Origin of the sequence: Oikeobacillus pervagus (assembly GCF_030813365.1) — a bacterium.
GTDB classification, from domain to species: Bacteria; Bacillota; Bacilli; order Bacillales; family DSM-23947; genus Oikeobacillus; species Oikeobacillus pervagus.
The window spans coordinates 74,514-87,257 of the sequence record NZ_JAUSUC010000001.1; the positions used below are offsets into that span (position 1 = coordinate 74,514).

The 12,744-nt window shown below is 36.7% G+C and carries 13 protein-coding genes; all 13 read right to left on the reverse strand.

All coding sequences use genetic code 11. The annotated features are described in order from the left end of the window. Window positions 1-19: 19 nt before the first annotated feature. On the reverse strand, window positions 20-1,279 hold the full coding sequence (locus J2S13_RS00390) for a tetratricopeptide repeat protein (protein ID WP_307255675.1): 1,260 nt from the start codon (window positions 1,277-1,279) through the stop codon (window positions 20-22). A gap of 321 nt (window positions 1,280-1,600) precedes the next feature. Further along, on the reverse strand, window positions 1,601-2,887 hold the full coding sequence (gene aroA / locus J2S13_RS00395) for a 3-phosphoshikimate 1-carboxyvinyltransferase (protein WP_307255676.1): 1,287 nt from the start codon (window positions 2,885-2,887) through the stop codon (window positions 1,601-1,603). Between the two features lie 13 nt (window positions 2,888-2,900). Then, window positions 2,901-4,004, reverse strand: coding sequence for a prephenate dehydrogenase (locus tag J2S13_RS00400; protein WP_307255677.1), 1,104 nt, complete (start codon window positions 4,002-4,004; stop codon window positions 2,901-2,903). Window positions 4,005-4,026: 22 nt separating this feature from the next. After that, window positions 4,027-5,118, reverse strand: a complete 1,092-nt coding sequence (hisC, locus tag J2S13_RS00405; RefSeq protein WP_307255678.1) for a histidinol-phosphate transaminase — start codon at window positions 5,116-5,118, stop codon at window positions 4,027-4,029. A 73-nt stretch (window positions 5,119-5,191) separates the two neighbouring features. Beyond that, the gene (gene aroH / locus J2S13_RS00410; protein ID WP_307255679.1) at window positions 5,192-5,569 is read right to left on the reverse strand and encodes a chorismate mutase; all 378 of its coding nucleotides are present in this window, start codon (window positions 5,567-5,569) and stop codon (window positions 5,192-5,194) included. Window positions 5,570-5,622: 53 nt separating this feature from the next. Beyond that, window positions 5,623-6,705, reverse strand: a complete 1,083-nt coding sequence (gene aroB, locus J2S13_RS00415; protein WP_307255681.1) for a 3-dehydroquinate synthase — start codon at window positions 6,703-6,705, stop codon at window positions 5,623-5,625. 3 nt (window positions 6,706-6,708) lie between these two features. Then, window positions 6,709-7,881 (reverse strand): chorismate synthase, encoded by a 1,173-nt coding sequence (aroC, locus tag J2S13_RS00420; RefSeq protein ID WP_307255682.1) that lies wholly within the window; start codon window positions 7,879-7,881, stop codon window positions 6,709-6,711. A 205-nt stretch (window positions 7,882-8,086) separates the two neighbouring features. After that, window positions 8,087-8,860 carry a CheR family methyltransferase gene (locus tag J2S13_RS00425; protein ID WP_307255683.1) on the reverse strand — a complete coding sequence of 258 codons (774 nt, stop codon included), beginning with the start codon at window positions 8,858-8,860 and terminating at the stop codon, window positions 8,087-8,089. A 391-nt stretch (window positions 8,861-9,251) separates the two neighbouring features. Beyond that, entirely contained in the window at window positions 9,252-9,698 is a 447-nt protein-coding gene (gene ndk, locus J2S13_RS00430; protein WP_307255684.1) for a nucleoside-diphosphate kinase, read from the reverse strand. Between the two features lie 101 nt (window positions 9,699-9,799). Next, window positions 9,800-10,762 carry a heptaprenyl diphosphate synthase component II gene (gene hepT / locus J2S13_RS00435; protein WP_307255685.1) on the reverse strand — a complete coding sequence of 321 codons (963 nt, stop codon included), beginning with the start codon at window positions 10,760-10,762 and terminating at the stop codon, window positions 9,800-9,802. A gap of 21 nt (window positions 10,763-10,783) precedes the next feature. Continuing rightward, window positions 10,784-11,494 carry a demethylmenaquinone methyltransferase gene (locus J2S13_RS00440; protein ID WP_307255686.1) on the reverse strand — a complete coding sequence of 237 codons (711 nt, stop codon included), beginning with the start codon at window positions 11,492-11,494 and terminating at the stop codon, window positions 10,784-10,786. Between the two features lie 31 nt (window positions 11,495-11,525). Continuing rightward, complete coding sequence (locus tag J2S13_RS00445; protein ID WP_307255687.1) at window positions 11,526-12,305, reverse strand: heptaprenyl diphosphate synthase component 1; 780 nt, start codon at window positions 12,303-12,305, stop codon at window positions 11,526-11,528. Window positions 12,306-12,517: 212 nt separating this feature from the next. Next, complete coding sequence (gene mtrB, locus J2S13_RS00450; protein WP_307255688.1) at window positions 12,518-12,739, reverse strand: trp RNA-binding attenuation protein MtrB; 222 nt, start codon at window positions 12,737-12,739, stop codon at window positions 12,518-12,520. Between the last annotated feature and the right edge of the window lie 5 nt (window positions 12,740-12,744).

Here is a 12,744-nt window from a genome sequence, read left to right on the forward strand (position 1 = left end):
TCTTTAAAAAACCTACAAATTAATTTTCCAGTCTTTCCACAAGTGAAATCCACTCATCATTCGTTGGATCAGAGACAAGAAGTGTTTTAAACAACTCAATCGCCTTTTGATGGTATCCTTCTTCAAGTAAGAAATACGCATACTCCTCAAGAAAGTCTTGATTGTTGTTAAAGAAAGTATATGCTTCTTGGTAAGCATTTAATGCCAATGAATATTGCTCGGTTTCATTAAAGGCTTTTGCCTTATCCCATAATAGCTGGGGATCTACTTCCCCTTCTTGCATCAGAATTTGTATGATCTCAATCACATCTTCATATCTTTCCTGATGGAATAATAATTTATTTAAGGTAAGGGCCGCTTCCATATAGCCCGGGTCTAATGAAAAGGCTTCCCGCAGAAATTTTTCGGCCTCCTCTTCCTCATTTAACTTGAGTGCAACTTTCCCACCTAAAAAGTACAATTCCTTATTAAAACCATCGTGGTGAATTCCTTGCTTAATCGTCTCTAAACTTTCCATTAGTTGCCCTTCATGCTCATAACATTTTGCCAGAAATAAATAGACAGAATGGTAATCAGGGTCTAATTGCTTTAATTCAGTAAATTTTTCGATGGCCGTTCGATAAAACCCTGCTTGATAGGCTGTAAAAGCAAAACCAAATAATGTGTTAATTTCCAGTTTATTCTCTAGCGCTTTCTCGTAATATGGCAATGATTCTTCAAATGCTCCTTGTGTACTTAATGCTTCCGCCACTCTTTGGTGGAGATCGACACCAGCCAGTTCATTCTCACCTTGTTTGAGAATCTTCTCATAATACGGAATTGCTTCTGAAAATCGGCCTTGCTCCATATATAGCTCCGCCAAAGCAAAGTCAATGATTGGTTCCTTTGGTAATAATTCTCTCGCCTTCAATAGCTTTTGTTCACTCACCTCAAATAAACCTTGCATTTGATATAGGTCGGCCAGTAATAATAAAGCCCGTGGGTAAAATGAATCCGATTCAGAAAATTGTTCTAATATAGATAGAGCTTCTTCTTCCTGGTCCATTTCCACCAATACTTCCGCTAATAATATTTGTAGTTCCCCTTCATCGGGGTACTTATTTAGCAATATTTCATAGAGTTCCCTGGATTCTTCCAAAAAACCTAGTTGATAGAGCTCCTCTGCCAACTGGAATTGCTCATCCTCATTGGAACTTTTTTTCACTTTATTAAAATAGTATTGGGCTTGATCATATTCTCCCTTTTCTAAGGATAAGATCATTTGTTGTGGAGTGGACATAATGTTCATTTCCTTTCAAAAAGCATGTGACAATGCTATTTTAAAATAATCATTACAGGCTATTTCACCCAATAAGAGCTTTTCGTAGCCCCTTCATATGTACAGGTGATGAACCGGTTTCTTTATTTAAATTCTTGTTCAAATGGTTTTTCCCTTTAAATATTTTTCAACAAAGAGTCTTATTCCCTTTATCATTTTGTCGAAAAATTGATGATAGTATCCCTTTATTTATTTTATAGTTTATTTGATACTTTGTAAAAAGTTTTAACTTCAGAATGAAAGAAAAAAAAGAGCCCGAACGAGCTCTCCTTTTCATAACGTTTATTGTATTAACTGCTTTAAATGTTCAAAGAATGTTGGGTATGAAATGGCAATACATTCAGGATCCTCTAATTCGACTTCTTCTCGGCATATTAAAGCTGCAATGGATAACATCATTCCAATTCGATGATCCCCGAAGCTTGAGACATTTCCGCCTGTTAGTGAACTTTTTCCATGAATAATCATTCCATCTTCAGTAGCTTCAATTTTTGCTCCTAGCTTTCTCAATTCACCAACAACCGTATCAATCCGGTTCGTTTCCTTCACCTTTAACTCTTCCGCATCTTTAATAATCGTTACCCCTTCGGCTTGTGTCGCCATCAATGCAATAATTGGGATCTCGTCAATTAGCTTGGGAATCAAATCTCCACCAATCTCTATTCCAGTTAATTCTGAAGTACGAATAACAATATTTCCTGTTTCCTCGCCGATTGATTCCATTGTTTCAATTTCAATATTGGCACCCATTTGTTTTAAGACTTCGATAATGCCCGTTCTTGTAGGATTTAACCCTACATTCGTAAGTATTATTTCACTTTTCGGTACAATAGCTCCTGCTACTAGGAAAAAGGCAGCAGATGATATATCTCCTGGCACATGAACATGAGTCCCATTAAAAGTCTGTTTGCCTTTAATAAGAATTTCATCTTCAATTTTCACGACGGATCCACCAAATTGTAAAATCATCTTTTCCGTATGATCCCTCGTTTGTTGAGGTTCTTTTACAATGGTTGTTCCTTGGGCTTGTAACCCAGCAAAAATAATAGCAGATTTGACTTGGGCACTTGCGACAGGAAGTTCATAGTGGATTGAAGTAAGTCCAGTTCCATCAATCGCAAGTGGAGTATATTGTCCTTGTTCGCGACCACGTATAGAAGCTCCCATTCGTCTTAACGGTTCTACAACTCTGCCCATCGGACGTTTTCCAATAGATTCATCACCGACTAATACTGAGTGAAAGGGAAGTCCCGCAAGAATACCAAGCATCAGTCTAGTCGTCGTTCCAGAATTACCCGCGTCTAAAACTTCTTTCGGTTCTACTAACCCTTCCCATCCTTGACCATGAACCGTAATCATCTCTTCTGTCTGTTCGATTTCAACACCTAATTTTCGAAAACAAGAAATCGTACTTAAACAATCGGCACCTGTTAGGAAATTACTGATCGTAGTCTTTCCTTTTGCGATTGCACCAAACATAATAGAACGATGGGAAATCGATTTATCTCCCGGTATCGTAACTGAACCTCTTAAGCCATTCTGATTAAAAAGTAGTTTCAATGTTTGCATTTAATCATCCTTTTCAAGCAAAGAATACGTCATAATTTGTTATATTTTCGATGCACTGTTTTGCACGTAAACGGTCTTCGTCATTTTGAAAACTAATGACTAATATCCCGTACACATCTTCCCGAGTCTCAATGATTCTAATATTCGTAATGCTAATTCTGGCTTCTGCTAAATAAGCTGTTATTTCGGAAATAACCCCTGGATAATCAGGAACATCCACATATAAATCATAAAAGGATGGAATGGCTCCTTTAGACGTGATCGGTAATTGATCCCGAAATTTCTTTGCCTGTGCAAAATATTGTAGTAAAGCCTCTTCATCATGATTTTCTAATAAAGAAATCACCTTAGTTGTTTCATCTGCCCAGTATTGAAGTAAATGAAGAAGAACTTCTTTATTATGTAAAGAGATATCTTTCCACATTTCAGGATTTGAGGATGCAATTCTTGTAATATCACGAAATCCTCCAGCAGCTAAACGGGAGACTAAGGAATTCTTTTGATCAAACCTTTGAGCTTGATGAATAAGAGCTGCAGCAATGACATGTGGAAAATGGCTAATCACCCCGGTTAATTCATCATGCTCTTCTGGCGAGATTTCTACCATTTTCGACTTTGTTCCCTTTAACCATTCTTTTAAAGTTTCCACAGATAGCCGACTCGTATATTCGGATGGAGTTAATAAATAAAATGCATTTTCGAATAAAATTTCCTTTGCGGCAGTAACACCACTTTTATGGGATCCTGCCATCGGGTGTCCCCCAATAAACGTAACTCCATTATTTGCGAGTACTCTGGCACTATCCATTACTCTTTTCTTTGTACTTCCTGTGTCTGTCACAATGACATCTTTCTTCAAATCGAATGTGGCTAATTGTTGAATAATTCCTTCTGTTTGCATGACTGGTGTGGCTAGAATAATTAAATCTGCTTCCTTCGCTTCATCTTCAAGTTTTTTCGCATTTTTGTCAATCACGCCTAATGCTTTGGCCAAACTTAATTCTGATTCACTTTTATCATAGCCTACTATTATGGAATTAGGATGCTCTCTTTTAATGGCAAGGGCGAGAGAACCACCAATCAACCCAAGTCCGATCACTAATACTTTTCTTTCCATTTGGGTCGCCTCACCATCATTATTATTTCTTTTCCGCTAAAAAACTTTCAATCGCTTTTAAAACACCTTCATTTTCACTTTCTGAACCTACTGTAATTCGAACAGAAGTCGGGAATCCTAATGCTTTCCCGGATCGAACGATATACCCCTTACGCATCAAATATTGGAAAACATCGTCACCATTTGTTTGAAAGTCAACTAGTATAAAATTCCCTTCGGATGGGTAATAATGTAACTCATTTTTTTCACAAAACTCGTAAAATTGATTTAATCCTTTTTTATTCTCTGCACGGCATTTTTCAATAAATGATTGATCCTTCAGTGCAACAGCTGCAACACCTTGTCCAATTGTGTTGACATTGAATGGTTCACGAACTGGTTCAAGGAATCTAATCAGTTGGTCCGAACCAAATGCGTATCCAATCCGGAAACTGGCAAGCCCATAAATTTTTGAAAAAGTTCTCATCACTAACAGATTGGGATATTCTTTTATCAAATCACGGGCATCATAGTAGTCTTCTGCTGTAACATATTCATGGTATGCCTCATCAAGTACGATCAATACATCTTTAGGAACGGAATTTAAAAAGCCGGTTAATTCCCTTTCATTGATATAAATTCCTGATGGGTTGTTTGGACTGCATAGCCATACAATAGCAGTGTTCTCGTCGATCGCTTCTCCCATTGCGGTTAAATCATGTGCCCCATCCTTCAATGGAATTTCGCGAATTTCTGCCCCTTCCACGGTTGCATTATGGCGATATTGTGGGAATGTCGGAGTCGCCATAACAGTGTTCATTCCAGGTTTTAATAAAGAACGTGAAATGATTTGGATAATTTCATCTGAGCCGTTCCCAAATAATAATTGGCTTTCCTGTAGTTGGAGATGATTAGCAAGCTCTTTTCTTAATATCGTAGCATATCCATCTGGATAGATGGCAAACGATTCATTAAACTGACTTAACCATTCTTTTACAAGTGGTGAACAGCCAAAAGGATTTTCATTGGAAGCTAGTTTGACGATATGTTCCAATTGAAATTCTTCCTTTACTTGGGCGACTGAACGTCCTGGTTGATATGCTTTTAAGTTCAAGATTTGCTCTTTCCATTTCATGAGATGTCTCTCCCTTTTCCCTCTTTTTTCCTTATTGTATGATTCCTTTTCATTTAACCCAAGCCTACAGCCTTTATTCTTCGATTTTCTTTTCTCGTAAATCTGGGCGTAAGCAAATCGCTTCATTTAAATAGATATGCTGGATTTCTTTCTGTGATTGGGGTGTATTTACGTGCATCATAATTCGAATACATTTCTCCAAACTTCCTGTCACAGGAATTTCACGCATACACATCACTGGTACATATGTCCAGCCTTTAATCCGCCTTAGTGCTTTCGCCGGGAAAGCTGCATCTAATTCTTCCGTAACTGAAATTAAAACAGATGAAACATCTTCTGCCTCTATCTGATTTTCAGTGATCATACTTTTTACAAGCTGTTCAGTAGCATCGACGATTTCATTTTCTTCATTATGACTAACTGTTATAGCTCCTCGCACTCCCCTGATCATTTATTCGTATCCCCCCAATCAATTTGACTGTTTAGTTTTCTAAATTCCTTTTGTTAAATAGAACGAATGAAAGCATCTGCTTCCAGTAAATCCTTTTCCTCCATGTCGACCAATACTGGTTCTCCAATTTGTTTTAATAATACAAATCTGACATGTTGACCAATTGTTTTTTTATCTCGCTTCATGGCATTAAATAAATCTTCAAAAGAGATGGAAGTTGAGATATTCAATTGATATCCGAGAGATTCAATCCAGTTTTGGAATTTGTGGAGATCCAATGTCAGCTTAAAATACTTTTTACTTAAGTACAAAGCATACATCATGCCAATCATGACAGCCTCACCGTGAGTAATGTTCCCATAGCCCATTTTCGCCTCAAGAGCATGTCCATATGTGTGACCAAAATTCAAAAAGGCGCGAATCCCATGTTCTTTCTCATCTACCGCAACGATGTTGGCCTTAATTTCAATCCCTCTTATTAAACACTTCTGTAAATATTGTTCATCCATTGCTTGAAAGTCTTGTAAGTTTGTCATTAAATCTTCCAAAAATGAAGCATCCTGAATCAGTGCGTGTTTGATGACTTCTGCAAATCCAGAGCGAATTTCTTGAGCTGGAAGTGTTCGTAAAAAACGAGTATCATAAACTACTGCTTTCGGTTGATAAAAATGGCCAACCATATTTTTTCCAAGTGGATGATTGATTGCTACCTTTCCACCTACCGCACTATCATGAGCTAGAATGGTTGTCGGGATTTGAATAAATGGAATTCCCCTCATAAAGCTAGCCGCTACATATCCTGCTAAGTCACCAGTTGCTCCACCACCAAAAGCTAAAATACAAGACTTTCGATCCAACTGACTTTCTAAAGCGAAAGAAATACACTGTTCGAATACAGCAAAGGATTTCGCTTGCTCCCCTTTTGGTACAGTATGCCATTTCCAATCAATCTGCTCTGGTAACACCTTAACTAATACATCTTTATGAAGATTTGTCACATTTTCATCTGAAATGACTAGAATTTTCGTAACGGATTGAAACGATTCTTGAAACAATTCCTTCAGTTTATTTATCGCTCCATCTCCAACCCAGACAGGATATGTTTGATCCATCGTGACAACATTAAGTGATTGCATGGTTTAAAACTCCTTCGCATATCGTTGATGTTCTTCGATCGAAGCTTTCAATCCATCAAAACGGTCACTGTAAAAATGATCAATAATGGCTGAAGCTACTTCCCAAGCAACAACCGCTTCTGCCACAACACTTGCTGCAGGTACGGCACAACTATCGGAACGCTCAATACTTGCTGCGAATACCTCTTTTGTTTCAATATCTACACTTTCAAGCGGTTTATATAAGGTTGGAATTGGTTTCATGACTCCCCTTACAACAATTGGCATCCCATTGGTCATGCCACCTTCAAGCCCACCTAAACGATTCGTTTTTCGATAATAGCCTTTTTCGGCTTCCCAAGCAATTTCATCATGTACTTCACTGCCAAATTTCCTCCCAGCTTCGAAGCCTATTCCGAATTCAACCCCTTTAAATGCATTGATACTCACGATAGCCGCAGCAATTTTCGCATCTATTTTTCGGTCATAATGAACATAGCTTCCAACCCCAATTGGCATTCCTTCCACAATTACTTCCACAACTCCACCAATTGAATCACCATTATCCTTGGCATCATCAATGGCTTTCATCATTTTTTCGGCAGCTTCTTGATCAAAACAACGTACAGGGGATGCCTCTGTCACCTCTTGCAGTTCTTTTAAGGACGTAAAGTTTATTGAGTTCGCCTTTACCCCACCAATTTCAATTACGTGAGAAGCAATTTCAATCCCTAATAACTTTAATAATTTCTTGGCGACTGCCCCCGCTGCCACACGTACAGTCGTTTCACGTGCAGAAGAGCGTTCCAAAACATTTCTCATATCACGATGGCCGTATTTAATACCACCATTCAAATCAGCATGTCCTGGCCGAGGTTTTGTTACTTTTCTTTTGATCTCTTCCTCTGCCCCTTCATCGAGTGGTTCAACCCCCATAATTTTTGTCCAATGTTTCCAATCATTATTTTCGACAACTAGAGCAACGGGAGATCCTAATGTTTTCCCATGTCTAACACCACTTTTAATCATCGCTTGATCTTTCTCTATTTGCATTCTACGCCCACGGCCATACCCTTTTTGACGGCGTGCAAGCTCCGTATTAATATCTTCAACTACCAATGGCATTCCTGCCGGAAGACCCTCGATGATCGTAGTCAATTGTGGTCCGTGTGATTCACCAGCTGTTAAATATCTCATTTCCACTTTCCCCCTTCAACTCGCTAAAGAAGTTATGTAAAACTATATCATATTTAAAACTTCTTATATAGAATTTATTATGTTTTTCTGTGAATTTTACCACAAATAAAGCATTATTTGTCATAATTTATTATATTTTTTCATTTTTCCATTAATAATAGATCATAAATAAAAGAAAAGCTGCTTTTAAAACAGCTATTGTTTGTCATATTTTTCGATAAAAGAAGGTATCCTCTGTTTCGAATCTATAAATAGACGGGGTAAAAATCTGTTCGGTACTGCCCACAAAGAAAACTCCACCTGGTTTTAAAGCCTGATTGAACTTATGATATAGGATATCTTTCGCTTCTTCTGTAAAATAGATCAGTACATTGCGACAAACAATTAAATCAAAGTTGGAGTCAAAATGATCGGCTAGAAGATTTTGCTTTCGAAACATGACCGTTCGTTTAATCTCCTCTGCTAAGACAAAATAGTCCCCTTCTTTACGAAAATATTTTTTCTTCATATGACTAGGCACTTCTGCTAATGATCGTTCAGAATATACTCCCATTTTAGCTTTTTGGATGGCATTCTCGTCTATATCAGATGCTAATATTGAAATTTCGGACAATGGAACAAATTGTGACAAAATAATCGCGATGGTATAAGGTTCCTCTCCTGTAGAACAGGCAGCACTCCATATTTTTAATCGTTTATTTTCGGATAGCAAGCGGGGAAGTATTTTCTTTTCTAGCACTTCCCATCGTTTAGCATTCCGGTAAAATTCTGAAACATTAATCGTCATTCGATCTAAAAATTCATTTAATAAGTTACGGTCCTTTGCCATCGCTTCAAAAAATTCTTTAAATGAATGAAACCCCCTTTTTTCATAAAGTGAGGTTAGCCTTCGCTTCATTTGTGCTTCTTTATAAAGTGAAAGATCAATTCCTGTTTTTCTTTTTACCGAAATAATAAAGTCTCCATAGTCTTTGGACATCATTCACAAATCTCCCTTGTTTATCTTCATATATGACTTTTATATCATTATATATTATATCGAAAGAACTATTTAAAATGTTAATAATTTCTATCTATTTATTATGAGCAATATTTACGATAAAGTGAAACTTCCTTATCTCCATCCCTCGCTGAATGTGGATTGAACTTGTCACGCTAAAGAAGAATGTGCGTTCACTGAATTGACCTGGCAAGTCACATCCTTTCTTTTCGGACCATTATAGCAGTTATCCTCCCCTATCTTCTTTGATTCCTCATCATTTTGAAGTGAATGTTTTATTGTTGTTAGGATAGGTCAAAGAAAAAAGATTTGTTGAATGTAAAAAAGGAATCGTCTGTCAAGACGATTCCTTTTTGTTCATACCCTGAGATTAATAAATCCAGTCATTCATTGATTTTGAGTATTCAGTCAGCTCTTCTTCTTTAAAGAAAATACCGATTTCTCTTTGCGCACTTTCTGGTGAATCAGATCCGTGAATGATATTCTTTCCAACAGTGACACCAAAATCACCACGAATGGTTCCTGGAAGAGCATCTTTAGGATTTGTAGCACCCATCATTTGACGAGCAGTCGCAATTACATTCTCACCTTGCCAAACCATAGCAAAAACAGGACCTGAAGTAATAAAGTCAACTAGTTCACCGAAGAAAGGACGTTCTTTATGCTCTGCATAATGCTCTTCAGCTGTAGCTTTTGATACATTCATTAATTTTGCTCCTACTAATTGAAAACCCTTTTTCTCAAAACGACTCACGATATCTCCGATTAAATTACGTTGTACACCATCAGGTTTAACCATTAAATATGTTCTTTCCATTATGATCCACTCCTAAATTATGTATATGTACTGTTCATTTTTAGCAATACAAAAAAATATTATCATTGATTCCACTGTTTTACAACAGCCAGGTAGTGATTTTAATATTTTCTTTTTCCAATAAATGTAGCTACATCTTTTAATGATTTTTTTGCTCGATTTACTGGTAGTTCTTCTAAAATATTTAAGGCCTTTACTAGATACTTTTTGCTTAATATATGGGACCGTTCGATCGCATCGGTACTTTTAATTAAACGGATGATTTCTTCCATCTCATTTTTTGTTGAATGCTCTGTGACTTTTATAATTTTGCTACGAAGGGCTTTATTTTCCATTGCATATAATACTGGAAGGGTAATATTTCCTTGACGGAGATCATCGCCTGCTGGTTTTCCAAGCTCTTTTTCCGTAGCCGTAAAATCAAGAATGTCGTCTGTTATTTGAAAGGCCATTCCAACGTAGTAGCCAAATTGATATAGCTTACGGTGAACCTCTTCTTCTGCACCTGCTGCAATGGCACCTAGCTGACAGCTTGCTGCGATTAGTAGGGCTGTTTTTCTTTTTATTCGCCGTAAATATTCCCGTAAATTTTGTTCATACCGGTATTTATCTTTAATCTGGACGATTTCACCGATACTTAATTCTACCATTGTGGATGAGAGAATTTGATGAGCTTGCGCATCTTCTATATTCGTAATATATTCAAGAGATCTTGCAAAAATATAATCACCTGTATACATTGCGACTTTATTATTCCATTGTGCTTTAATAGTAGGTTTACCTCGCCGAAGTTCTGCATCATCAATCACATCATCATGTACAAGAGAAGCCATATGAATCAATTCTAATGCAACGGCCACATCCTTTATTCGTTCTATATCATATTGCCCAAATTTCGCAGCAAGTAAAACAAAAACAGGACGAATTCTTTTGCCTCCAGCTTGTATAAGGTGCAATGAGGCTCCATTTAGTAATGGAGAATGCGATTGTATAGCATTTTCTAGTTCTTTTTCTATTAATTCAATATCCGCCTTTAAAAACGAATACAGTATTTTAAGTTTCATATCCGTTTTCACCCTAATGTCCTACTTTTGTTTATATCCAATGTGTGTGGCTGCAACTCCACCACTATGTGGTTTATACGTAACATTTACAAACCCTGCTCTTTCAAACATCTTTGCTAATTCTTTCATACCTGGAAATCCACGTGCCGATTCTTGTAACCATGAATATTCATCGTAGCTTTTGGCAAATACTTTCCCAAATAAAGGCATGATAAAGCGAAAATAAAAGAAATAAAGTTGGCGAAACCCAAACATTGTCGGCTGTGATGTTTCTAAACACACGGCCATTCCACCTGGTTTTAACACTCGGTTCATTTCTTTTAGAACTTGCATATAATCAGGAACATTCCTTAGCCCAAAACCAATTGTGACATAGTCGAAACTTCCGTCCTCAAAAGGAAGTTCCATAGCATTCCCTTGGATTAGTTCAACGTGAGATAGTTGTTCACGCTTGACCTTCTCCTCACCAATTTTCAACATATTTTGACTAAAATCTAGTCCAATGACTTTTCCTGTTTTTCCAACAACATGTCCAAGTGCAATCGTCCAATCGGCTGTACCACAGCAAACATCCAGAGCTGAATCTCCTTTTTGAACATTCATTCGTTTCATCGTATCTTTTCGCCATTTCTTATGTTGTTGAAAGCTGATGACTGAGTTCATCTTGTCGTAATCTGAATATATTTTTTCAAATACGTGATGTACACGTTCCTCTTTAGATTGTTGTGACATAGCAATACCTTCCTCCGTATTCAAATCTCCATCACTCTACTTTTAAAAGTTCACGAACAGACTCTATAAAAAGTTCATTCTCAGGGCAATCTTCTTTCATAAGTTTTGAAATAGTGGCTTTCACATTATTAATTTGTTGATTGCAATAATCCATTAGGATCGGCAAGTTGCTTTCGGGTATGCCTGAATCCATTTGAACACTTTGGAAAAGCTGTTGATGTATCGCGTTAAACATTTGTGATGGTTGTTTCTCCAATAATAAGGTACGTTCATTAAAAAGTCTTTTTAAGTATAACAATTCCGTCACTAACAAGCTATATGTTTCAAAATGAAAATATTGATAAAATTTTTGAATAATACTAGCTTCAACCTTCCTGATACTTTCAATAATCTCTTCAATCGAATGGCTTTCATATTGATAAACAGCTATTTTATGCTCATTCACTTCTTTAATGGCTTTGGCTAAATAACGAATAAGCTGGATATCTTTCCCGTTGGCTAATAATTGATAATATAGCCCACTGAAATAATCTCCAGCCAATACGGTAAGTTGCTGCTTTTGAGTAGATTCGTTTGAATTTATTACTTTTTCATGGGTATCAAGGGCTACTTGAATGAGCATGGCTGTCGTTACATTCATCTCTACTTTTGGAGATTGGATTTGACCTTTTGAAAATGGTAATAATAAATATAATAATCGGTCTTCATTAATCATGGGACTATCTATATGCTGCATTAAATATGGTTCATTTAGCTTAAGTTGTATTTTCTCTTTTAAGGTAGCTACTATTTTTAGCCAATCGTTCATCATAACCCCAAATTCCCCATTCTAATATATTTCTAATGTTTATGTAAAAAAAGATTTAATCATTTTATATACGTAGTAAAACAAGCAATATTATAACATAACTATCCATGAATTACGAATAACAGTTCTAAAGAAATAAACACATCTAACAAGAAGCAAACAAAAAAGCTGTCTTCTATCGTTTTAGAAAACAGCTAACATCCCTTTACTCATTCTTAATCTCCACTTTGCATTTCACCAAAACTTGTTGAAATTTCGGCACGACCTCTAATCTTGATTGCAGAAGTATGCTCTGTGAATTGTGCGATCATGACTTCTCCGTTATCTAATTTCTCGGAATGGTGAAATCGAGTATCTGATCCCCTTGTCAGCCCAATCACATTGACCCCATCTTCTAAAGCTTTAATCATAATAAAATCAGCTTGAAAATTTTTCATACATC

Coding starts and splice junctions, on each gene's coding strand:
- J2S13_RS00390 (WP_307255675.1), bottom strand. CDS start 1,279: ATGTCCACTCCACAACAAATGATCTTATCCTTAGAAAAGGGAGAATAT.
- aroA (WP_307255676.1), bottom strand. CDS start 2,887: ATGCAAACATTGAAACTACTTTTTAATCAGAATGGCTTAAGAGGTTCA.
- J2S13_RS00400 (WP_307255677.1), bottom strand. CDS start 4,004: ATGGAAAGAAAAGTATTAGTGATCGGACTTGGGTTGATTGGTGGTTCT.
- hisC (WP_307255678.1), bottom strand. CDS start 5,118: ATGAAATGGAAAGAGCAAATCTTGAACTTAAAAGCATATCAACCAGGA.
- aroH (WP_307255679.1), bottom strand. CDS start 5,569: ATGATCAGGGGAGTGCGAGGAGCTATAACAGTTAGTCATAATGAAGAA.
- aroB (WP_307255681.1), bottom strand. CDS start 6,705: ATGCAATCACTTAATGTTGTCACGATGGATCAAACATATCCTGTCTGG.
- aroC (WP_307255682.1), bottom strand. CDS start 7,881: ATGAGATATTTAACAGCTGGTGAATCACACGGACCACAATTGACTACG.
- J2S13_RS00425 (WP_307255683.1), bottom strand. CDS start 8,860: ATGTCCAAAGACTATGGAGACTTTATTATTTCGGTAAAAAGAAAAACA.
- ndk (WP_307255684.1), bottom strand. CDS start 9,698: ATGGAAAGAACATATTTAATGGTTAAACCTGATGGTGTACAACGTAAT.
- hepT (WP_307255685.1), bottom strand. CDS start 10,762: ATGAAACTTAAAATACTGTATTCGTTTTTAAAGGCGGATATTGAATTA.
- J2S13_RS00440 (WP_307255686.1), bottom strand. CDS start 11,494: ATGTCACAACAATCTAAAGAGGAACGTGTACATCACGTATTTGAAAAA.
- J2S13_RS00445 (WP_307255687.1), bottom strand. CDS start 12,305: ATGATGAACGATTGGCTAAAAATAGTAGCTACCTTAAAAGAGAAAATA.
- mtrB (WP_307255688.1), bottom strand. CDS start 12,739: ATGAAAAATTTTCAAGCTGATTTTATTATGATTAAAGCTTTAGAAGAT.